Origin of the sequence: Enterobacter sp. Sphag1F (assembly GCF_014193275.1) — a bacterium.
GTDB classification, from domain to species: domain Bacteria; phylum Pseudomonadota; class Gammaproteobacteria; order Enterobacterales; family Enterobacteriaceae; genus Pantoea; species Pantoea symbiotica.
Window position 1 is genome coordinate 1 of sequence record NZ_JACHZD010000002.1, and the last position, 21,710, is coordinate 21,710.

The window sequence follows — 21,710 nt, forward strand, 5'->3', positions numbered from 1 at the left end:
TTGGCACAGATAAGGTCGATGTTCAGGTCGTGCAAAGCACGTCCGAACTGCGTCATGCCGGTACGGCGTGTTTCTGCCTGGCTAACGCGAAATACCGCGTGCTTATCACTGTAAAACGCCACCGGCTTGCCGTGCTTGTCGATGTAATTGCGCGTGGCCATCATGTAATCAAAGGCCGATTCACTCTGGCAGAAGCGCAGGTGCATCAGACGACCGGTCGCGTCATCGATGTAAACCAGCAGACAGCATTTTGGTGCGCGGCCTTCGAACCAGTCATGGTGAGAGCCGTCGATCTGGATAAGTTCGCCAAGACAATCCCGCCGCTGGCGTGGCTGATAAATCCGGGGCTGACGGCGAGCGTGCGGGATCCAGAGTCCGTCAGCAATCATCCAGCATCGCAGCGTCTCAACGGAGACAGCGATCCCGTGACGCTCCTGAAGCTTTTCTACGGCAAGTGTGGGCCCGAAACCTACGTAATTTTCACGTAGCAGCGTCAGTATCTGGCAGTGCAATGCATCATCAATCCGGTGAGTGCCTGGTTGACCGCGACGCGCGTTAGTCAGCCCGACAGCGCCGGACTCGCGATAGCGGTTCATGAGCCGCTGAACCTGACGCTCGGTAAGATCAAGCTGGGAGGCCGCATCACGACGGCGCAGACGCTTTTCGATGACAGCCTGAATGACGGGAAGGCGGTGAAGTTCTTTGTTCGACATGGTCACCAGCATCAGCAGAGATCTCCCAGAAAAGGTGGCAAAAGCGCCATATCTGGGTGACATTATGAACTAGCTAAAAAGTGACATTATCAAATAGCACTCACAACCAAAGGGCGCATAATGTATATTATGTTAAATTAAGTATCTAAGCGCGCACTCAAATCGCCATCAGCCCATCACCTGTCTTCAAACACCACATTCACCAACAATCCGTAACCAGCGATATCTCTGGCGACGGACTGTTGAACTCACGATGCCGTTATCTGCGCCCTTTGATCACTGACGCCTTCCAGTTGAAATCACTGACCTCGCTCTCTTTCAACGACTCCGGTTTCTTCCTGCGCGTTGGCGTTTTCTTTGCTTTGTCAGCCAGCGCTTTCTCTTTGGCCAGTTTCGTCGTCATGATTTGCTGCCGGGCTTCCGCCGTGAACTCTTTCTCTTTCTTTGCATCCGGCTCTTTGCCGGTGCGCTGGCGATACTTCTCCATCAATCCTTTAAACGCTTCTTCTACTGCAACGCGTTCATTGAGATTGAATTGATCGATGGAAATCATTTTCTTGTCGTTCATAGCGTACCGTCCAATAGTGATTTTCTGGCAACAAGTGTACCGCATTTACCTGCAATGAAGATCGCACCATTGCCGCTGGCGAGGCTTTCTTGTAACCTTTGCCGTCAACATTTTAAGGATTTCCTATGAACGATCATCGCTCCAAAGATCCCTTGCACGGCGTGACGCTTGAGATGCAAATTAATGCGCTGGTCGCCCATTATGGCTGGGCTGAACTGGGCAAGCTTATCAACATCAACTGCTTCAAAAGCGATCCGAGCGTCAAATCGAGCCTGAAGTTTTTGCGCCGCACACCGTGGGCGCGCGCTGAAGTTGAAGCACTTTATCTGGATTCACTGGATGATTTTGCTGCGGATAAGCCGGATGATTCAGCGACAAATCCCTGGACCATGGGCAAAGATAAGTAATTTCTGGCGATAAAATCGGCAGTGCTACGTGAATTCTCGCTAACTTCCACCCTGCTCTTTTCACAGAATTCACGTAGCGTCGTCAGCGAAATTAGCCTTAAGACCGCATCAAAACAGACGATCCTGATATACTACCGCTCCTAAATTATTAAGGAGATTTCAGATGGCACGATGCCTCACTCTATTTCAATCCCCTGGAAGCGCTAGCTTCCTGCCGTTGACGCTCATGCGCGTCGCTTTCGGTTTGTTCTTCTTCGCATCCGGTTTTAACAAAGTGTTTGTTGCGGCTAATCAGGCGCTGATGCTGGAAACCATCACTGAAGCCGGCATTACCTTTCCAGAGTTCATGTCGGTGTTTGTCGCCAGTTGTGAAACGCTGTTTGGATTACTTCTGGCGCTGGGTTTATTTACGCGTTTAGGCGCTTTAGTGTTGCTGGTGATAAGCCTTGTGGCACTTTTTACCGTTGGACTGCATCACATTCCCGCCGACCTGAATTTATTAACCTGGTATAGTTGGCTGCTGTATCTGCCTGAATCCAGTTACATTTTGATGTGCGTGATGTTAATGGTTCAGGGCTGTGGCCCGTGGGGAATTGATCGTTTAATTGCTCAACGCTGTTCACATCAGTAAGCATTTTGTCCGCTGGCTTTTCTAAAGCCAGCGTTATTCTTTAAGTTTTCACTTCCTGCCAACCTTGCCCGCGTCATCACATTTTCCAATGACCGATCGTATTGTAAGTTTCTATTCTGCGTGACAATATCGCTACATGTATATACATGTATCACCAACAGAAGCCACATCATACTAACAATAATTCGCCCTCTTTAGACGCTTCAGCGAGGAAACTATGTCAGCCGAATCACCTGCAGCAGATTACGCCGGCGCAGAGAAACAGCGCCTGTCAGAAACGCGATCCATTGATTACATTCCTCCGAGCGAACGCCACGGACACCCTTTTAGCCAGTTCACCTTATGGTTTGGCGGCAATTTGCAGATCACCGCTATCGTGACCGGCGCACTGGCTGTAGTGTTGGGCGGCGATGTGGTGTGGTCGATCATTGGCTTGTTGGTTGGGCAAGTTGTCGGTGCGGCGATCATGTCGCTGCACGCGATTCAGGGACCGCGCCTCGGATTGCCGCAAATGATCACCAGCCGCATGCAGTTTGGCGTTTATGGTGCGGTTATTCCGTTAGTGTTGGTGTGCATCATGTATGTCGGATTTTCTGCCAGCGGCACGGTGTTGGCCGGACAGGCGCTCGCCAAACTGATCAATACCAGCAATGCATCAGGCATGATCCTGTTCAGCGCGATTATCGTGGTCATCGCGGTGCTGGGATATCGCGTGATTCACAAGCTCGGAAAAGTGGCCAGCGTGATTGGCGTGCTCGCCTTTGTTTACCTGTTTATCACGCTGCTCTCAACCCATGATCTTTCTGCGGTGTGGCAAAACCAGCATTTCACCGTCGCTAACTTCCTGCTGGCGGTTTCGTTGTCGTCGTCATGGCAGATTGCATTCTGTCCGTATGTTTCTGACTATTCGCGCTATTTACCAGCCAACGTCTCGGCAAAAAAACTCTTTAGCTGCGTTTTCTTCGGTACCGTTTTAGGCACACAAGCTTCAATGACCTTGGGTGTGATTGTCGCAGCGATTGCCGGTAAGGCTTTTTCTGGCAACGAGGTAGGCTATATCGTCAGTTTAGGCAGCAGCGCCACGATGGCGATGGTGATTTACTTCGCGATCTGCTTCGGCAAAATCACCTTCACCACGCTGAATGCTTACGGCAGCTTTATGTCGCTCACCACCATCGTTTCAGGCTTCCGGCAGAAAACTTCATTGAGTCGTGGCGGCCGCATTCTGTTTGTGGTGCTGATGGTGACGATTTCATGTGTGATTGCGCTGATCAGCGAACCCGCGTTCTTAAAGTCATTTACCCATTTCCTGCTGTTTTTACTGGCCTTTTTTGTACCGTGGAGCGCCATTAGCCTCACCGATTTCTACCTGATCACCAAAGGTAAAGTCGATGTTCCGGCGCTTTCCCAGCCCAACGGACGTTACGGGCGCTGGAACTGGGCGGGGATTGTTGTCTACTTTTGCGGCGTGCTGGTTCAGTTGCCGTTCATTGATAATCCGCTGCATCACGGTTCGTTAACCTGGATTTTTGCCGGTAACGATGTGTCGTGGATTATTGGTTGGTTTGTCACCGCGCTGCTGTGGTTAGCCGCAAGAAAGTTCGATCGTCGCGGAATGTTAGCACAATCTGTTTACCCCAATTAGTGACAATGTCACGCAACTTGCATTAATGAATTGCGCTCACAAGTGCTTGCAGCTTTGAGCGCATTATCATTCAGCCATCCCGCCGCTACACTTTAACCATGCTGCACTTACATGGAGATAAAGATGAAAGACCAATTTGATGGCAATGGTATCTTCCCGAAAGGGCCTAAAAACGACGCTTTTGCGCAATACTTTACCGGTACCAGCTATCTGAGCATGCTGACGACTGAAGGCGTCAACATCGGCAACGTGGTGTTTGAACCCGGCTGCCGTAATAACTGGCATATCCATCATGGCGGCGGCCAGATTTTGCTGGTGACTGGCGGAACCGGTTGGTATCAGGAGTGGAATCAGCCGGCGCGTCAGTTAGTGGCTGGCGATGTGGTAAACATTCCGGCGGGACTGAAGCATTGGCATGGCGCATCGGCCGATAGCTGGTTCGCACACATTGCTATCGCAGTACCGGCTGAAGGCGCTTCCAATGAGTGGCTGGAGCCGGTTTCTGACGAGGAATATCAGCAACTGTAAGTTGCGCATTTTGATAGCGGTCGCCATGAATGGCGACCCTACGGTATTATTTGTAACTCACCACCGTCACCCAGTTGGCATCTCCGCCGGCCGGTGCCTCGCTAACGCGTTTCAGCGCCCCGCTTTCTTGATCAATGGCGTAGCTGCCGGTAACCGCACTCTTTTCGCCGCTGGCAATCAGCCAACGTTCGTCAGCGGTAATCGCGATACCGCGCGGCTGCTCCTCGACTTGCCAGCTATCAATCAGCGTCAGTTTGCCGTCATCTTTATTGATCCGATATCCGCTGATGGTGCTGCTGGTCCGCTCGCTGACATACAGAAAACGGCCGTCCGGTGTGAGACGAATATCGGCCGCCCAGATGCGCGGCGTGGTGTCGCTATAGCCCGGCGGCCGCTCTTTGCCGTGTTGCAGCTTATATTTCTCAGCGACGGCATTCGGCGTCTCCGCCACTTTCACTAGCTCGCCGCTGGCTTCGCGCCGAAACTGCGTAATGATGCCGCCCATTTCACCGATATTGTAGAGATAGCGATTATCCGGCGACAACACCGAATGGCGCGGTCCGTTTTCTGTCGCCGTTTTAACATAACCGTTGCCCAAGCCCGACAGTTCGCCTTCGGCGTTTAGCTTTAATTGCAGCACGCGATCGGTGCCAAGATTGCCGACATAAGCATGTTCTCCACTCGCATCGACAATCACCGAGTGTGCGGCATTTCCGGTTTTGTAGCTGCCGACTGGAGGCGCAATCAGCTTGCCATCGTTATTGAGTTTGTAAACGTGCACCACATCGCCATCATAGGATGCGCCCAGCAGAAAACGCCCTTGCGGGTCCGTGCTGATGTAGGGATAGCTGGCCGCAGCGGATACGGCGTTCAATGGGCTGAGATCGCCCGATTTGCTGTCGATATTCCAGCTGACAAGTTGCAGCGGTTTGCTGCGAATCGCGGCGTACAGATGTTTATGATCGGCGCTTAACGCCATCGGCATCACTTTGCCACCGGCTTGCGTGCGTCCCAACAATTGTAGCGCACCGGTTTGCTCGTTCAGGGCGTAGCGCGCGATGGTGCCATCATCGGCTTCTGAAACGTAGACAAAAGTTTGCGCCAGTAACGGCGCGCTGGCAGCTAACGACGCTAACAGCGTCGCCGCGCGTAATATCTTCTTCATGCTGCTTCCTTAGCGTACCAATGACGGACGTTTGGCGTCATAGCGCCAGTTATCGATCAAAAACTGCATACCCAGCGCATCGTTGCGATTTTTATCCGGCAGCGCGTTGTAGAGCGCATGCGCTTGCTCGATGCGATCCATATCCAGCTCGATGCCCAATCCCGGCCCGTGCGGCAACTCCAGATAGCCGTCACGGATCTGCGGCGGTTGACGTGTAAGCTGCTGACCATCCTGCCAAATCCAGTGCGTATCAAAGGCGGTTTGACGATCGCCCGGTGCCGCGGCGCCAAGGTGCGCGACCATCGCCAGCGAAATATCAAAATGATTATTGGAGTGGCAGCCGGTTGTCAGCCCCCATTCGTTGCACAGCTGCGCCACCACGTTGGCGTTACGCATCGTCCAGAAGTGCGGATCGGCGAGCGGGATATCGATAGCATTTAGCTGCAGCGCATGATGCAGCTGGCGCCAGTCGTTGGCGATCATGTTCGTCGCGACCGGCACGCCGGTGGCGCGGCGAAACTCGGCCAGCGTTTCCCGGCCGGAATAGCCCTGTTCAGCGCCGCAAGGATCTTCCAGATACGGCACTTTCCCGGCCAGCTGCTTACCAAAGCGAATCGCCTCATCCAGCGACCAGCTGGCATTGGGATCGACGGTGACACGCGCGTCAGGGAAGCGAGCCAGCAGCGCCTCAACCGTTGCCACTTCCACTTCGCCTGCCTGCACGCCGCCTTTCAGCTTAAAATCGCGGAAGCCGTATTGCTCAACCGCCGCTTCGGCGAGCCGCACCACAGCATCGCTGTCCATCGCCGCTTCATGACGCAGACGGAACCAGCCATCTTGCTCATGCTCTCCCGAACGATAGTTCATATTGGTGCGCTGGCGATCGGCGATGTAGAACAAATAGCCGAGCACTGGAATGCGGTCGCGCTGTTTGCCGCTGGCCAGCAGATCCGCTACCGGCAGATTGAACAGCTTGCCTTGCAGATCCAGCAGCGCCGCTTCAATCGCGGCGGCAGCGTTATAAAACTTCTCCGGATTCATCTGCGGTATATGAATGTCATTGGTGTGCGAAGTTTGTTGCTGACGTGCCTCGCTGCTGAACAACTGGCCTAGCGTCGCGTTGAGGCGCAGCAGCGAACTGCCTTCGATCAGCGGACGAAACTGCTCCAGCAGCTGCAAGGTGGATGCATGACACGGCGTTTCGCCAACGCCGGTATGCCCGGCGGAATCGGTCAATATCACGATGATGCGCGTGAAATAGCAGTTATGGGCGCCGCCAATGTTCAATAACATGCTGTCGTAACCGGCAACCGGCACGATGCGCATCGATTTAATGACTGGACTGTCTGACATGGTTTCTCTCCGTGTGACCGAATGCGGGTGGAACAGGCTTGCGACGCAGCAGCAAATAGAGTCCGGTAACCACAGACACGCTGGTTAGCGCGTAAAGTCCGCCGGTGGTGCTGCCTGTGTGCATTTCGAGGTAGCCGAATACCGTGGGCGCAAAGAAGCCGCCCAGGTTGCCAATCGAGTTGATCAGCGCAATGCCTGGCGCGGCAATCGAGGCCGGTAATTCACTTTGTGGCATCGGCCAGAAGAACGCCGCGCTCACTTTGGAGCCGATACAAGCCACAATCATCGCCACAAAACCAAACCACGGCGTGCCCAGCGTGGCCATAAAGGTGCCGCACGCGGCGATCAGCATGGCGATGCCGAGGCCTCTATCCAGCTTATCGCGATAGCGGTCGGTGGCTTTGCCCAGCAGAAACAGCGCGACAATCGCGAACAACCACGGAACGGCGGTCAGCAATCCGGTTTCAAAACTGTTAAAGCCCTGAATACGCTGAATGATCTGCGGTAGCCAGAACACTAACGTGTAGCCAGTCATAGTCATGGTGAAGAAGATCAGGCAGTAAGACAAAAGGCTGCGATCGGTGATCAAGCCCCAGCGGCCGTGTGTTACCGCGTGCTCTTCGCGAGCGGCATCTTCCAGCGCTAACTGCTGCGCCAGCGCCTGCTTCTCTGCATCGCTGAGCCACTTTGCGCCTTCCGGTTTGGATACCAGCACAAAGGCGGCCAGCAAGCCGATCACAATCGATCCGCCGCCTTCCATAAACATCACCCATTTCCAGCCCGCGATCCCGCCAACATCATGCATCATCAGAATGGCGCCGGTGAGCGGACCGGAGAACAGAAAGGCGCTGGCCGTGGCGCTCAACACCATAGCGGTAGCGCGTCCTCGCCAGGCATTCGGCACCCATTGACGGAAATAGAACAGCACGCCTGGGAAGAATCCGGCTTCCGCTACGCCGAGCAGAAAACGCAGCAGATAGAAATGCAGCGGCGTACTGACAAAACCGGTAAGCACTACCACCATGCCCCACGTAATCATGATGCGCGTCAGCCACACGCGTGCGCCGAGTTTCTTCAGCATCATGTTGCTCGGCACTTCAAACAGCGCATAGCCGATAAAGAACAGTCCTGCGCCTAAACCGAAGGCGGCGGCGCTGATGCCCGCATCCGTTTGCAGTTCGGCTTTAACGAAGCCAATGTTTGCCCGGTCAATCTGGTTCACAATTAACATCAGCGCCAGCATCGGAATGATGCGGCGGAAGAACTTGCCGATGGCTGAGGCGATATGCGCGTCATGATCGGGCGATAGTGCGTATTGTTGTTGTGTCATGCGTCACCTGTAGGGAGAAAAGCATCGCTATAGGTATACGCAGCAGAGTTGGCTCTGGTGTATGTGGCATTGCCTGAGACCGCTTAGGCAAATGCCCTATGATTGTTAAAATTCATGGTGTTATATTAATTCTCGTCGAAAAGTTTACGCTTGGTTTGTGCGCTGGCTCACTGGCGTTTTTACCAGGTGCGCATAAATGCGCACCCTACAGATGTTTCGTAGGGTCGCCATTAATGGCGACCTTATCCTCAAATTTGCCTTTTCCTCGTCTACACTTGCCTCACGTGAAAACGCTAATAGAGGTAAAAATGTCGCAATCAAATCAACGTAATCAAGCTTGGCTATTAGCCTCACGCCCGCATGGCGAACCGGTAAAAGAGAACTTTCGCCTTGTGGAGCAGCCAATTCCTGAGGTGAAGGACGGCCAAATCCTGCTGCGCACGCTCTATTTGTCGCTCGATCCGTATATGCGCGGGCGCATGGATGACAGCAAATCTTATGCTGCACCCGCTGAACTCGACCAACCGATGGTCGGCGGCACGGTGAGCGAAGTGGTTGAATCTCAACATGCGGATTTCAAACAAGGCGATGTGGTCCTCGCGCAGAGCGGCTGGCAAAGCTATGCGGTTTCGGACGGAAACGGCGTGGCGAAACTGGGCGATCTGCCCCATCCTTCCTGGGCGCTGGGCATTCTCGGGATGCCGGGCTTTACCGCCTATATGGGCTTGATGGATATCGGCCAGCCGAAACAGGGCGAAACCTTAGTGGTTGCAGCAGCTACCGGCCCGGTCGGTGCCACGGTGGGTCAGCTTGGCAAACTTCAAGGCTGCCATGTTGTGGGTGTCGCCGGTGGCGAAGAGAAATGCCGCTATGCGATTGAGAAACTCGGTTTCTCTGCCTGTATCGATCACCATCGTGACGACTTTGCAGAACAGCTTGCGGCGGCCTGCCCGGACGGCATTGATATCTACTTCGAAAACGTCGGCGGCAAGGTGTTTGATGCCGTATTCCCGCTGCTGAATACTGCTGCGCGCGTGCCGGTATGTGGTCTGGTTTCTGGCTACAGCAGCCGCGAATTACCGCCGGGCCCGGATCGCACCCCGCAAATCATGGGCGGCATTCTCAAACGTCGTATTCGCATGCAGGGCTTTATCATCTTCCAGGATTACGGTGATCGTTACCCTGAATTCCTCAAAGCGATGACGCCGCTGGTGGAGCAGCAAAAAATCCACTACCGCGAGCACATGATCGACGGGCTGGAAAACGCACCTCAGGCGTTTTTCGATATGCTGAAAGGCAAAAACTTCGGTAAAACCGTGGTTAAAGTCAGTTAACGCTTTTCGTGGCGAAAGCGATCTTCGCCCGTTTATGACGAGTTAAGTAAAGATACTGGTAATTTATACAGATAAGGTTCAGGATGGTCGCTCATCCTGGATTAGCACCCACGGCAATTCACCCTCAATCTGAGGGCACGTTATGTACTTTTACTCAACTGAAACCGTTTGCGCCATTACCGGTGCCAACCGCGCCAATCTTCGTCGCTGGTTGCGCGGTGGATTAATTTCTGAGAATCACGTCAATAAGGATTGGAGCCGACATCAGGTTGATGAAGTGCTCGCCATGATGGCATTGACCGCCGGTGGCGCCACGCTGTGGCAAATCTATCAAGGCAGACACTGCGGGCTTGAGTACTCTTCGTCTGGCTGGGTGGCACGCCGTGGCGATCTGTTACGACAACTGGAGCTAGGTTCTGACCGCGAACTGGCGCGTACCGTGCGCAATCTGGCGGGCGATTATAGCAGCGATGATTTCGTCAACGTGCTTATGAAACCGCTTAATCGCTGGCTGCGTGATGATACACGTCGTGGCGCATCGCGTCGGTTAACGCGCTTCCATGAGGCGATCGTGCATCATAGCGACTGCGTAAAACGCGCGTCAGCCCGTCAGCAGCAGATGCCACTGTTGCTTGAAGTGGTCAGCACCGGCGATGAAACTGAAGTGTGGCTGGAAGCCATTCGCCTTAGCGGACAAGGATTCTGCGTTGATGTCGATCAAACCTCACAACCGATGCTGTACGGATCAGAAAGCCGTCACGATCATCACCTGCTGTGGTGCGGTGCCGGAATCAGCCAAGAACGCATGACCCAATTCCAGCGCGGATTACGTTCCGGTAAACCGGTGATGCTCAGCGGGCCAGATCGCAGCATTCATCCGGCTGTCGCTGCAGCCAAAGTTGCTTAGCCGGTGCATTATGCACCGGTCTCACCGTTTATCGCATTCCGCACTTTGCTTATTCAAAAGAAGTAGTTAGCCACGGCAACAACGGTTAAGTCCGATCTATCCCTCTTCTGTTACGCTCTCGCCTCCCAATCAGGAGGATCCATGAGTTCATTAATCGATATTTTCACCAGTCATAAAAGCGATCGCAATTTTACCGACCTTCCCGTTGAGGATGCGGTGCTGGATCGCATCATTTCGGCCGCGTATCGCGCGCCAACCTCGGTGAACTCGCAGCAGGTCTCTTTGGTGGTGACGCGCGATGCTGAGAAACGCGCACAAATCTCACAGATTGCCGGCGGCCAACCGTGGATTGCCAAAGCGCCGGTGTTTATTACCCTGGTGCTGGATATGCATAAATCGCGCCTGGCGATGAATGCGATCGACCGCGAGCAAATCGCCCAGCAGAGCATCGAAAGCATTGTGTCGGGCTCAACCGACGTCGGTATTGCGCTGGGTTCGATCATGGCAGCGGCGCGCGCAGAAGGTTTGGGCATTGTGCCGATTGGCGGTATTCGTCGCGATCCACAGGCGTTAATTAGCTTGTTGGATTTGCCGGAATACACTTTCCCGGTGGCGGGCGTGGTGATTGGCCATGTCGATCAGCCTGCGCATCAGAAGCCGCGTCTGCCGCTGGCAACCTTCCGTCATGAAGAGCGCTATCAGCGTGATGGACTGGAGCAGCACATCGCCGCCTACAATCAGGAGATGGTGCAGCACTGGAAAAATACCGGTCGTGATGATGGCGAGAGCTGGAGCGAAAGCGTCAGCGGTTATTATCACAAGATTTACTTCCCGCACGTGCTGGACGCGCTGAAGAAGCAAGGATTTGGTAACGACAAGTAACGGCTTTTCCCCGCGCACTCTGCGCGGGGAATGAAAAATTAACGCCCTTTCTTCTTACGACCCGGCTGCGCGAAACGCTGGCGATTCGCTGGTTTTGCACCCGCTTTCTCACCCGGCTTAGCTCCGGCAGCGGGCTTTTTCGCGGGGCTGGCCGGTTTCTTCTTCGCCTGCGTCTTCTGCGTTTTTTGATCTTCCGATGAAGAGTCTTCAATCAGTTTGAACAGGTCGATCAGCTCGTCATCGGTTAAATCACGCCATTCGCCGAGCGGAATCCCTTTCAAACTGACGTTCATGATGCGCGTACGTTCAAGCTTGGTGACTTCAAAGCCGAAGTGCTTGGTCATACGACGAATCTGACGATTCAGCCCCTGAACCAGAATAATGCGGAAGACAAAGGTCGACTCTTTTTTAACTTTGCACTTTTTGGTGACGGTGCCGAGCATCGGCACGCCCGCGCCCATTCCGGCAATAAATTCATCGGTGATCGGCTTATCGACGGTAACTACATACTCTTTTTCGTGGTTATTACCGGCACGCAGGATTTTATTCACCAGATCGCCGTGGTTGGTGAGAAAAATCAGCCCCTGCGAATCTTTATCCAGACGACCAATCGGGAACACGCGTTTGCTGTGATTGACGAAATCACCAATGTTGTCGCGTTCACCCTCTTCCATGGTGGTGATGATGCCAACCGGTTTGTTCAGCGCAATCAGCACCAAATCTTCTTCGTCACGCGGCTCAATCAGCTGCCCGTTTACTTTGACTTCATCCCCCGCAAACACCTGCGCACCGACGGCAGCGCGTTTACCGTTAATGAAAACGTTGCCTTGCTCGATGTAACGATCGGCATCGCGGCGTGAGCAGATACCGCTCTCGCTGATGTATTTGTTCAGGCGTGTGGATGAGTTAGGCAGCATGGTTCCTCCGAAAAAAAACGGACTATACAGCAACCTTAGGCGTTGGTTAAGCATCGCGACAATCATCAGCATTTCTCTCACCACGATATAACAGCACACTAACAATGTGGTTGTTGTCAGCAGATCGATCAGCGACAATTCGCACCCATCGTTTTTTCTTATGACAGAGTGATTCCCTCATGACAAATCAGCCATCGGTGACGTGGATTGCATCCGTGCGCACCTTTCTGGCCCGCCTTTGGCCTCATCCGTTACCGGGAGGCAAAAAGCAGATGGTCATCGCCAGTGTTGGCGCGGGATTGGGTTTAATGATAACCAGCCTGACCAGTCACTGGCTGCTGGGCGAAGTGAATCTGTGGTTTGTCGCGCCAATGGGCGCTTCGGCGGTGTTGCTGTTTGGTTTGCCGAACAGTCCGCTGGCGCAGCCGTGGTCAATTGTCGGCGGCAATCTGGTGGTGGGCGTTGTCGGTGTTACCATTGCGCTGTTGGTTCCCCATGCTGCATTGGCGTGCGGCATCGCGGCCTGTTTGACCATTGCGCTGATGTTTCAACTGCGCTGCCTGCATCCACCGAGCGGCGCGGTAGCGCTGACCGCGATTTTAGGAGGTAACGGCGTCCAGCAGCTGGGTTACCACTTTATTTTAACGCCGGTATTGTTGAACTCGGTTTGTTTGGCGCTGCTGGCGTTGGTGTTTAATAATCTCGCCGGGCGTCGTTACCCGCATCCGCTGGCGGCAACTGAAATCAAAGCACCGCCTGTGGTGATCGACGTACCGATTACGCGTGAAGACCTGCATCAGGCGCTGGAAAGCGGTGAAGTGTTGGATATTGATGAAGATGATTTGCAGCAGTTGCTGCAGCGCGCCGAGGAGATTGCGATTCTTCGTCAGCGCGGGCAAATGCCAGTATCATCATGAGCGGTCGCCATAAACGGCGACCCAACGCCGTATTCTTTCACGCGTACCTCATCGCCCTCAATCTCAACTACTGCAAACGGTACTTCGTCAGCCCCATCAAGCATGCCTTTAAGCGTATAAAAGCCTGTTTGACCGATGCGCGCAAAGCCGCCGCGGTGGTCGTGTCCAGAGAAACAGAAATGTATGTTGTAACTAGAAAACAGCTCTGCCAGCACACCGCCGTTCAGCAAGTTGTGGCTGTTGTGCGGTGCCAGCGGATAATGGCCAAACACCACCACTTTCTCCCCTTGCTGCTGGGCTTGTTGCAACTGCTGCTCAATCCATGCCAGTTGCTGCGTTCCTACCGCGCCGTTCCACGGTTTCGCCTGCGGCTGCTGGCGCTCGGTCAGGTCCACCAGCAGCGCCTCCGCCTGTGCGCGATCGTCACCATTCTGCGTGTTGCAATAGAGGCTGATGTCGTTGCCGTCATAAACAATAAAACGCCAGCCCTGCAATCCAAAGGCGTAGTAGCTTTTTGGCAGCGCGGCAGCTTCGTTGAGATGCTGCGCGATGGTCTGCGCATCGTGATTGCCCAGCACCACCGCATGCGGATGTTCGAGGCGATCGTATATCGGCAATATCGCCGCGTAGCTGCTCCAGTCGCGATCGACTAAATCCCCCAGCGTGACGACAAAATCCAGCGGCTGTTGATTCAACACTTCAATCGCCTGCGGTAACTTGCGCAGCGCATGACGATAGAAGAGATTTTTCGCAATATCGGCGTCGATGTCGGCATATTGTGGATCGGCAATCAAACCAAAACGCAGCGTGCCGCTCAGCGGTGCGGAACGCACATCGGGTAAAGCATAGAGCTCGGCGACATCGCCCAGCAGTTCACGCTGCAATTCAGTCAGCGGATGCGGATAAGACACGAAAAGCACTCCTTAGCGAATACCGGCACGCATAAACGATTGAATAAACTGACGTTGGAAAATCAGGAACAGCACCAGCAGCGGCAAGGTGGTCATCAACGTAGCAGCGCCAATCAACGCCCATTGCACGCCCTGCTCTGGCGCCGAAAACAGCTGCAGGCCAACGGTAAGCGGCCGCACGTTGACGGAATCAGTAATCACCAGCGGCCAAAGGAAATCATTCCAGTGGAAGCTGATCGATACCAGCGCAAAGGCCACATAAATCGGCTTTGCCAACGGAATGTAGATCTTGCGCAGAATGTAAAAGCGGCTGGCACCTTCGACAATCGCCGCCTCTTCTAATACCAGCGGAATACTTTTAAAGGTCTGCCGCAGCAGAAAGATGGCGAAGGCCGAGGAGAAATACGGCAGCGCGATGCCGGTTAGCGTATCGCGGAAACCCAGCGCGCCGATGGTTTTGTAGTTATTCAGAATCAGCACGTCGGGGCTAATCATCAGCTGCAACAGAATCAGCGCAAAGATCGCGCCCGAGAATTTCAGACGGAAACGCACTAATGCGTAAGCGGCCATGGTCGCCAGAATCAGCTGCACCACCACAATCATCAGCACCAGCAAACTGGTATTGAGGAAGTAGCGACCAAAGGGCGCGGCATGCCAGGCATTAACGAAGTTTTGTACCGTCAGCGGCGAAAAAAGCGAAAAGCTCGCCTGATCGGATGCAGGATGAATCGCCACCCAAAACGCCACCAGAATCGGTAAAAACCATAGTAAAGCGGCAAGCCCAATGGCCGTATTCAGACACAGGCGACCAAACGTGATTGTCAGCTTCATTGGTAATGGGCTCGTTTGTCCAGCAGGTTGAATTTAAGCAGCGCAATCGCGGCGAGGATCACTAACAGCACCACCGTCATGGCCGCCGCTGCGGGCATATCCCAGAAGCTGAAAGCGGTACGATAGATGTAGAACAGCAGCAAGCTACTGCTGTTATTCGGTCCGCCGTTGGTCATAGCGATCACCTGATCGACAATGCGGAAGGCATTCATCGACGCATTGATCAGTACAAACAGCGTGGTAGGCATCAGCAGCGGCCACTGCACGCGCCGGAAGAAATAGCTGCGCGACGCCCCTTCTATCTGCGCGGCTTCGCTGAGGCGTGGATCGATCTGCTGCAAAGCGGCGAGATAAAAGATCATAAAGAAGCCCGCTTCGCGCCACACCGAAACTGCCATCAAGCAGTACAACGCGCTACCCGGTTCGCCGAGCCAGTTAATCGCCGGCAGGGAAAACAGCGCCAGCAGCTTATTCAGCAAGCCCAACTGCGGCGTGTAGAAGAACAGCCACAGATTGGCGATAGCAATCATCGGCAGCAGCGAAGGAATAAAGAACGCGGTGCGCACCAGCGCATTCGCACGCATATGGCGATTGACCGCCAGCGCCATCAGCAGCGCCAGCGTGACCGCCAGCGGAATGGTGATCAGCGCATATAACAGGTTATTCCACAGCGACTGGATGAAGATGTCGTCATCCAGCAGCGCGAGATAGTTATCCAGCCCAACAAAATGGGCTGGACGACCGTTACGCGCTGCGCTGAACAGGCTTTCCCACACGGTCGCAACCGCCGGATAGTGGGTGAACAGCAGCAAAAAGCTCAGTGCCGGCAAAATCAGCAGATAGCCATACAGCTGCATCGACCATAACCGGGGACGACGAACCGGCGCGACGGTGAGAATCGTGCTCATAATTATTGGTATGACTTCAGTAGACGATCGGCTTGCTTCTGCGCGCCTTCCAGGGCTTCGGCTGGGGTTTTCGCCTGCGTTACCGCCGCTTCTACCGCGTGATTGAGCGCATCCTGAATCTGCACGCTGTTGTAAGTAGAGAGTTCCGGCTGGGCATACTTCAGCTGTTCACGCGCTACCAATGCCTGCGGAACGTCTTTGACGTAATCCTTCATCACCGTGGTGTCCCACGCGGCCGGAGATGTCGCAACATAACCGGTGGCGATACTCCAGCGCGCCGCCTGCTCTGGTGACGTGACCCAACGGATAAATTCCATCGCCGCTTTCTGCTGTTCTGGCGAAGCATTTTTGAAGACATACAGGTTGCCGCCGCCGGTTGGGCTGCCGCGCTGGGTTTTCTCCGGCAGCATTGCTACGCCGAACGGGAACTTGGCGTTATCACGCACGTTTGTCAGGTTGCCGGTGGTGGTCACCATCATGGCGGTTTTGCCGCTGATGAAGTCCTGTGGCGTGGTGCCCCACGCAATCGCACCCTTCGGCGACACTTCTTCTTTCTGGCCGAGATCGGTCAGCCACTGCAGCGTTTCCACGTTGCCCGGCGTGTTGAAGTGCACCGCCGTGCCTTTGCCGTTATCCAGACGACCGCCGTTGGTGGCAGACAAGCCCTGGAAGTTCCAGTAGCCGTTTGGCGTGGACGGAATCTCGATGCCCCATTGGCTGACGCCGTTAGCATCTTTGATCGTGAGTTTCTTACTGAACTCGACCACTTGCTGCCAGTTGGCCGGTGGCGTATCGGCGTTCAAACCGGCTTTCTCAAACGCCTGTTTGTTCCAGTACATCACCACGGTTGAACGCTGGAACGGTACGCCCCACACTTTGCCGTCAATGTGACGCAGAAACGCCGGATAGAAACCGTCGATCCATTTTTTGCCTTCATCGCCCTGCGCTAAATCGCTGGCCGCCACAATCGCACCGGCATCAATCAGAGAATAGGCTTCGATATCGCCGATCACCGCCAGCTGCGGCGCGTTGCCACCACGAAATGCGGTCAGCGCTTTAGTCACGGTGGTAGCGTAGTCACCGGTATACACCGGCTGAATGCTCACGTCCGGATGCACTTTCTGGAAATCCGCCACCAGCGTATCCACGGTGTGGCTCACTTTGCCGCCCACCGCGATCGGGTAATACATTTGCAGCTTGACCGGTTCAGCCGCAAAAGCTGAGGTGCTAACGGCGAGGAGTAATGCAGAAAGACGTGAATAACGAATCGCAGACATGATTTTCCCTTGGGCAAATGACAACGGTTAAACGGCGTATTTTTTCTGTGAGGCAAACATGTGTTGTTCAGCTGGTGCACAGCGCTTACCGCTCTCGCTATGAAACAGATATTGCCGCGCGGCGGACCACTGCAATCCCACTTCGCTGCCATCGGTAAAGCGCTGCATGCCCGGCACTTTGACCGTCAGCGGCTCGCTGATGCCGGCAAGCTGGCACACCAGCAAGGTATCCGCCCCCATATATTCGGAACTGATCACTCGCGCGGTCAGCGCTGCCTGATCTGCGGCGATCAGCTGGATATCTTCGGCACGCAATCCAAGACTCAGCGCTGCTTCGTGGTATTCCACAACAGGCGCGGTGAGGTGCATCAGGGTGTGATGTGCGCCGTTGCGCTGCAGCGGCAGGATATTCATCGGCGGTGCGCCAATGAACTGCGCGGCAAAGACACTGGCGGGATTGTTGTAGAGATCGTCTGGCGTGCCGTGCTGTTCGATGTGGCCCTCGTTGAGCAGGATAATGCTGTCGGCCATACTCATCGCTTCGGTCTGATCGTGCGTGACATACAGCATGGTCAGGCCAAGTTTCCTCTGCAGCGCGCGGATTTCACGGCGCATGCTCTGACGCAGCTTGGCATCGAGGTTCGACAGCGGCTCATCCATCAGGCAAAGCGTATTATTGGCGATCACCGCACGGCCCAGCGCCACGCGTTGCTGCTGTCCGCCGGAGAGCTGCGACGGCAGACGATCCAGCAGCTTATCCAGCTCCATCAGCTTACTGACGTTATCGAGGCGTGCAGCAAACGACTGCTTCTCCTCGCCGCGCGCTTTCAAACCAAACAGCAGGTTTTCACGCACGTTGAGATGGGGAAACAGCGCGTAGGATTGAAACACCATCGACAGCTTGCGCTGCGACGGCGGCAGATGAGTGATATCGGCGTGTTTAAAGTGGATCGACCCGCGATCGGCCGTTTCCAGCCCGGCAATGGTGCGTAGCAGCGTCGATTTACCGCAGCCCGATGGACCGAGCAGCGCGACAAACGAGCCTTCTGCCGCGTCGAAGCTGATGTCGTCCAGGGCGATTTTCTCGCCCCAGGCTTTAGTGATGTGATGAAGCGAAAGGTGGCTCATGCATCCGCAATCCAGAAATCAGAATGGCGGTAAGCTAGCGGAAGGAAATGAAGGATTTATGTCACTGCGGTGACTGCGCGGTTAAAGGGAGGCATCGGCGGTCACCATAAATGGCGACCCTACGTGAACCCACCCGTATTTCGTAGGGTCGTCATTTATGACGACCTTCTAAAATGAATCACTGATTAAAATAATGCTGCTTCAGAATCCCAGCCCCATCATCAATCGCTTTCATCAAAATCTTCTCACTGGTAACGCCATCACCCGCCTGCAACGCTTCCAGCAGATGATCATAATTATGATGCCCATTCACCACCTCGGCCGGCTGCGGATAGAGATAGTTAAAGCACGGACCAATCTGCACCCAAAGCTGTTCAATCAGCGCTTCAAGCGTAGGCATTTGCGCATAGCCATACAGCGTAAAACGAAACGCGCGATTGGCTTCGAGCGCCAAGGCTGCATCACCGCTTAACTTGGCCTGCATAAAGCTGACGCAGAGTTTTTTCAGCTCAGAAAGCTGTTTTTTTCCCACAAAGGGCGTCGCCGTCCTCACGGCTAAACCTTCAAGCTGCTTACGAATTAGCGTGATTTCCTCGAAGCGTTGCAGTGACATTTCCGGCACTAAAAAGGCGGCGGCGGGCGTGGCATCCAGCGCGCCAGCAGAAACCAGACGCAATAAGGCTTCACGCACCGGCGTGATGCTGGTACCCAGTTGAGCCGCCAGATCGCGCGTCACCAGCCGTGCGCCAGGTTTTAGCTTGCCGACAATCAGCGCGCTGCGCAGTGACGATTCCACCTGCGCGGTCAAACTCATGCGCTGCGCTTTATCCATTTCGATCATTTTTTGTGAGCCCTTTACCGAAATCCGCAAATGGTAAGTTATTTTTAATGTTTTATTGCCAACCGGCCAGATTATAGGATATATCATGTATTACAAATAAGCACAGTCTTGATTCTGGCCGCAGCCACTCTTTTCACTACCTTGCCCTGGCAATTTTTGGAAAACGTTATGAGACTACCTGCAGTGAAGTTTGTCACTACCGCGTTGCTATTTGCTCTAATGCCAGCCGTCCAGGCTGCAGAACTGACCATTGGCCAACCCACGTCTGCGACGGCGATGGATCCCGGCTTTCTTAAAGAATCTGCCACGCTGGTAGATAACATCTTCGATACCTTAGTGCGCCGCGCTGATGACATGTCATTGCAGCCGGGCTTAGCCACTGAGTGGAAAGCGATTAACGAAACCACCTGGCAATTTACCCTGCGCCAGGGCGTGAAATTTACCGATGGCGAGCCGGTGAACGCCGAAGCGGTGAAATTCTCCATCGATCGTATTTTAGACCCCGCCAATCACGCGCCGACGATTTCCTATATCCGCACCATCAAATCGGTGGAGGTGATCAACGATTATCAGGTGCAGATCCACACCAACGGCCCGGATCCTCTGCTGCCGACGCGCATGAGCCGCTACCCGGCTTACATTGTGCCACCCGCATACGTGAAGAAAGTCGGTGCCAGCGAGTTTGCGCGCAAGCCAGTGGGCAGCGGCGCTTACAAGCTGGACAGCTTTATCCCGGACGAAAAAGTGGTGATGGTCGCCAATGAAACTTACTGGCGCGGCAAACCGGCGATTGATCGCGTTACCTGGCGTCCAATTCCCGAAGCGACCGCGCGCCTTACCGCGCTGCTGACCGGTGAAGTGCAGCTGATTGAAAGCGTGCCCGCCGATTTAGTCCCCGCGTTGAAAAATCGCCCCAACGTCGAGCTGGAACAGGTGAAAGGCGGCGGGTTGACGATTTACCTCGGCCTTAAAGATGATGAGAAACCGCTGAGTGATGTACGGGTACGTCAGGCGCTCTCGCTGGCGTTGAATCGTCAGGCTTATACCCAACAGCTATTGCACGGTTTCGGTACGCCAACCGGCACCATGGCCGGTGCTAATGACTTCGGTTATCTGGCGGTTCCGGGTACCGCGCAGGATGTGGCGAAAGCCAAATCGCTGCTGGCGGAAGCCGGTTACGCTAACGGCTTTACCCTGCGCTTCCAGGCGCCGCGCCGCTACATTGCAAGCGCCGATGTGGCGCAAGCCATCGTGCAGGATTTAGCCGCAATTGGCGTGAAAGCCGAGCTGGAAGTGCCGGAATGGTCGGTTTACACCCAGCAGGTCGCATCACAGAAACAGGCTCCGATGTATATGCTGGCGTGGGGCTCAACCCAAACGCTGGATGCCGATGCCGCGCTGTTCCCGATTCTGCGCAGCGGCGAGCCCTATTCCACCGTGCATGATGCAGAGCTGGATAAGCTGCTCGACCAAAGTCGCCAGATTGTTGATCCCGTTGCACGCAAAAAGGTGTTAGAGCAGATTCAGCAACGCGTCGCTGAACAACAGCCGCTGCTGCCGCTGTATCGTGAAGACACCTTGTATGCGCACAGCACCTCGCTCAACTTCAAAGGCCGCGTCGATGCCCGCATCCCGCTGTTTGATCTGAGGCTGAAATGATTTCACCGGGCACCGTGCTGCAGCGCCGTCCGCGCCGCCTGATTTACGGCGATGCGGTGATCGGCGGCGTATTGCTGATCGTGGTGATTGCTGCGGCGCTGCTCTCCCCGTGGCTGCCGTTGCCCGATGCCTTAAGTAACAACCTTAATGAGATGTTCCTGCCGCCGGGTTCGCCCGGTGCGCAAACCACGCATTGGCTTGGCACTGATCAACTGGGCCGCGATCTGCTGGCGCGCATTCTCTCCGGCACGCGCTTGTCGCTGCTGGTGGTATTAGTCGCGGCGGCGATTGGCGCGGTGATTGGCGTCGCGCTCGGCATGATTGCCGGTTACGCCGGCGGTTGGGTTGATGCGCTGATCATGCGCCTGATCGACATCCAACTGGCGGTGCCGTTTATTCTGTTGATTCTGCTGGTGATTGCGCTAATGGGCGCCTCACTTACCAACATCATTGTGATTATGGGCTGCACCAGCTGGGCGATTTATGCCCGCGTGGCGCGCGCCAAAACCTTAGAAATTCGTGAACTGGAATATATTCAGGCGGTGCGCGCCATGGGCTTTTCGCCGCTGCGCGTGCTGCTGCGGCATATCCTGCCCAATCTGCTGACGCCACTGGTGGTGCTGCTGACGCTGGATATCCCACGCTTAATCGTGCTCGAAGCCTCCGTGGGATTTCTTGGCATGGGCATTCAGCCGCCCACGCCGACGCTGGGCAACTTAATTGGCGAAGGCCGCTCTTACATGCTGCTGTCGCAATGGCTGGTGCTCTATCCCGGCTTGGTGATTGCCGCGCTGGTGATTGGCTGCAACCTGCTCGGCGATGCGCTGTTACGTCGCACGCACACAAGGCTGGATTAAG

Annotated in this window: 22 protein-coding genes; 10 read left to right on the forward strand and 12 right to left on the reverse strand. The window is 54.7% G+C overall.

The genetic code is table 11. The features are described from left to right. Positions 1 to 713 (reverse strand): ISNCY family transposase (locus FHW71_RS05445; RefSeq protein WP_179451777.1); only part of this gene is annotated, 713 nt, incomplete at its 3' end. 259 nt (positions 714 to 972) lie between these two features. After that, complete coding sequence (locus FHW71_RS05450; protein ID WP_061718882.1) at positions 973 to 1,281, reverse strand: hypothetical protein; 309 nt, start codon at positions 1,279 to 1,281, stop codon at positions 973 to 975. A gap of 125 nt (positions 1,282 to 1,406) precedes the next feature. On the opposite strand from FHW71_RS05450, the gene FHW71_RS05455 reads away from it, so the two are divergent. The 4 genes from FHW71_RS05455 to FHW71_RS05470 all read left to right on the forward strand — a co-directional run bounded on the left by FHW71_RS05455 (position 1,407) and on the right by FHW71_RS05470 (position 4,492). Further along, positions 1,407 to 1,688, forward strand: a complete 282-nt coding sequence (locus FHW71_RS05455; protein ID WP_179450912.1) for a VF530 family protein — start codon at positions 1,407 to 1,409, stop codon at positions 1,686 to 1,688. A 163-nt stretch (positions 1,689 to 1,851) separates the two neighbouring features. Beyond that, positions 1,852 to 2,319: a DoxX family protein gene (locus FHW71_RS05460; RefSeq protein ID WP_179450914.1), complete on the forward strand. Its 468-nt coding sequence runs from the start codon at positions 1,852 to 1,854 to the stop codon at positions 2,317 to 2,319. Positions 2,320 to 2,536: 217 nt separating this feature from the next. Further along, on the forward strand, positions 2,537 to 3,964 hold the full coding sequence (locus FHW71_RS05465) for a cytosine permease (protein ID WP_179450916.1): 1,428 nt from the start codon (positions 2,537 to 2,539) through the stop codon (positions 3,962 to 3,964). 123 nt (positions 3,965 to 4,087) lie between these two features. After that, positions 4,088 to 4,492, forward strand: coding sequence for a cupin domain-containing protein (locus tag FHW71_RS05470; RefSeq protein ID WP_008104093.1), 405 nt, complete (start codon positions 4,088 to 4,090; stop codon positions 4,490 to 4,492). 46 nt (positions 4,493 to 4,538) lie between these two features. Here FHW71_RS05470 and FHW71_RS05475 read toward each other — a convergent pair whose 3' ends face one another. Genes FHW71_RS05475 through FHW71_RS05485 form a run of 3 tightly spaced genes read right to left on the reverse strand, consistent with a single transcriptional unit; the run spans position 4,539 to position 8,340 of the window. Next, entirely contained in the window at positions 4,539 to 5,657 is a 1,119-nt protein-coding gene (locus FHW71_RS05475) for a beta-propeller fold lactonase family protein (protein ID WP_179450918.1), read from the reverse strand. A 9-nt stretch (positions 5,658 to 5,666) separates the two neighbouring features. Beyond that, a complete protein-coding gene (locus tag FHW71_RS05480) occupies positions 5,667 to 7,010 on the reverse strand; it encodes an enolase C-terminal domain-like protein (protein ID WP_179450920.1) in 1,344 nt (447 codons plus the stop codon). After that, positions 6,988 to 8,340, reverse strand: a complete 1,353-nt coding sequence (locus tag FHW71_RS05485; RefSeq protein WP_179450922.1) for an MFS transporter — start codon at positions 8,338 to 8,340, stop codon at positions 6,988 to 6,990. Before FHW71_RS05485 ends, FHW71_RS05480 begins: the two co-directional genes overlap by 23 nt. A gap of 308 nt (positions 8,341 to 8,648) precedes the next feature. Here FHW71_RS05485 and FHW71_RS05490 point away from each other — a divergent pair, with 308 nt between their 5' ends. The 3 genes from FHW71_RS05490 to FHW71_RS05500 all read left to right on the forward strand — a co-directional run bounded on the left by FHW71_RS05490 (position 8,649) and on the right by FHW71_RS05500 (position 11,463). Next, complete coding sequence (locus FHW71_RS05490) at positions 8,649 to 9,674, forward strand: NADP-dependent oxidoreductase (protein WP_179450924.1); 1,026 nt, start codon at positions 8,649 to 8,651, stop codon at positions 9,672 to 9,674. 142 nt (positions 9,675 to 9,816) lie between these two features. Then, complete coding sequence (locus FHW71_RS05495) at positions 9,817 to 10,581, forward strand: hypothetical protein (protein WP_179450926.1); 765 nt, start codon at positions 9,817 to 9,819, stop codon at positions 10,579 to 10,581. A gap of 141 nt (positions 10,582 to 10,722) precedes the next feature. Further along, a complete protein-coding gene (locus FHW71_RS05500) occupies positions 10,723 to 11,463 on the forward strand; it encodes a nitroreductase family protein (protein ID WP_179450928.1) in 741 nt (246 codons plus the stop codon). Between the two features lie 38 nt (positions 11,464 to 11,501). Here FHW71_RS05500 and rluF read toward each other — a convergent pair whose 3' ends face one another. Beyond that, positions 11,502 to 12,380 (reverse strand): 23S rRNA pseudouridine(2604) synthase RluF, encoded by an 879-nt coding sequence (gene rluF, locus FHW71_RS05505; RefSeq protein WP_008104077.1) that lies wholly within the window; start codon positions 12,378 to 12,380, stop codon positions 11,502 to 11,504. 179 nt (positions 12,381 to 12,559) lie between these two features. Between rluF and FHW71_RS05510 the strand changes: the two genes are divergently transcribed. Further along, complete coding sequence (locus FHW71_RS05510; protein WP_179450930.1) at positions 12,560 to 13,297, forward strand: HPP family protein; 738 nt, start codon at positions 12,560 to 12,562, stop codon at positions 13,295 to 13,297. Here the strand turns inward: FHW71_RS05510 and FHW71_RS05515 are convergent. The 6 genes from FHW71_RS05515 to FHW71_RS05540 form a co-directional block, all read right to left on the reverse strand. Continuing rightward, entirely contained in the window at positions 13,267 to 14,208 is a 942-nt protein-coding gene (locus FHW71_RS05515; protein ID WP_179450932.1) for a metallophosphoesterase, read from the reverse strand. The genes FHW71_RS05510 and FHW71_RS05515 overlap by 31 nt on opposite strands. Positions 14,209 to 14,220: 12 nt before the next feature. Continuing rightward, positions 14,221 to 15,039, reverse strand: coding sequence for a carbohydrate ABC transporter permease (locus FHW71_RS05520; protein ID WP_179450934.1), 819 nt, complete (start codon positions 15,037 to 15,039; stop codon positions 14,221 to 14,223). Next, entirely contained in the window at positions 15,036 to 15,947 is a 912-nt protein-coding gene (locus FHW71_RS05525; protein ID WP_008104070.1) for a sugar ABC transporter permease, read from the reverse strand. The genes FHW71_RS05520 and FHW71_RS05525 overlap by 4 nt, the downstream gene beginning before the upstream one ends. 2 nt (positions 15,948 to 15,949) lie before the next feature. Continuing rightward, the gene (locus FHW71_RS05530; RefSeq protein WP_179450936.1) at positions 15,950 to 17,224 is read right to left on the reverse strand and encodes an ABC transporter substrate-binding protein; all 1,275 of its coding nucleotides are present in this window, start codon (positions 17,222 to 17,224) and stop codon (positions 15,950 to 15,952) included. A gap of 27 nt (positions 17,225 to 17,251) precedes the next feature. Continuing rightward, positions 17,252 to 18,352 (reverse strand): ABC transporter ATP-binding protein, encoded by a 1,101-nt coding sequence (locus tag FHW71_RS05535; protein ID WP_179450938.1) that lies wholly within the window; start codon positions 18,350 to 18,352, stop codon positions 17,252 to 17,254. Between the two features lie 178 nt (positions 18,353 to 18,530). Next, a complete protein-coding gene (locus FHW71_RS05540; RefSeq protein ID WP_179450940.1) occupies positions 18,531 to 19,193 on the reverse strand; it encodes an FCD domain-containing protein in 663 nt (220 codons plus the stop codon). A 168-nt stretch (positions 19,194 to 19,361) separates the two neighbouring features. Between FHW71_RS05540 and FHW71_RS05545 the strand changes: the two genes are divergently transcribed. Both FHW71_RS05545 and FHW71_RS05550 read left to right on the forward strand, forming a co-directional pair. Then, the gene (locus tag FHW71_RS05545; protein WP_179450942.1) at positions 19,362 to 20,852 is read left to right on the forward strand and encodes an ABC transporter substrate-binding protein; all 1,491 of its coding nucleotides are present in this window, start codon (positions 19,362 to 19,364) and stop codon (positions 20,850 to 20,852) included. Next, a complete protein-coding gene (locus FHW71_RS05550; protein WP_179450944.1) occupies positions 20,849 to 21,709 on the forward strand; it encodes an ABC transporter permease in 861 nt (286 codons plus the stop codon). Before FHW71_RS05545 ends, FHW71_RS05550 begins: the two co-directional genes overlap by 4 nt. Position 21,710 lies beyond the last annotated feature (1 nt).